The following is a 407-nucleotide window of genomic DNA, read 5'->3' on the forward strand; positions in this document are numbered from 1 at the left end:
CATCAGTAGACGCTATCTGGTATTCGTTGCCACGGTGCGCCAGGGAAATCCGCTGGGTGCCTTCCGGCAATCCGGAAAAGGCAGTGCCAGAATCGTATGCCAGCGTGACGCTGGCTGTTACCGCTGGGCTTCCGCCGCTGGAGGCTGCACCAGCAGTAAATACCGGGCTGTCACCAAATACTGACGCAGGCAGGAAAGATGACGTAATGGAACCGCCACGCCAGGGGCTGGAGATCTCGACGATACGTATCACGCCGCCATCATCCTGAGCAATGAGCCCCGAACCATTCAACCCGCCATTAATCGCTGCGAGCAAGCCAGACATTGTGCCGTAGTCAGCAAACAGGGACAGGGTATAGGTGATACCCTGCCAGGTCAGAGCAAAGGTCTGGCTGGTTGTCGTAAAG

1 pseudogene is annotated in these 407 nt (G+C 57.2%); it reads right to left on the reverse strand.

Annotated features, from left to right (window positions below):
* Nucleotides 1-407, reverse strand: a pseudogene (locus RRF55_RS27275) (host specificity factor TipJ family phage tail protein); the annotation flags it as partial.

This window comes from Klebsiella sp. K47 (assembly GCF_051858335.1).
Lineage (GTDB): Bacteria > Pseudomonadota > Gammaproteobacteria > Enterobacterales > Enterobacteriaceae > Klebsiella > Klebsiella pneumoniae.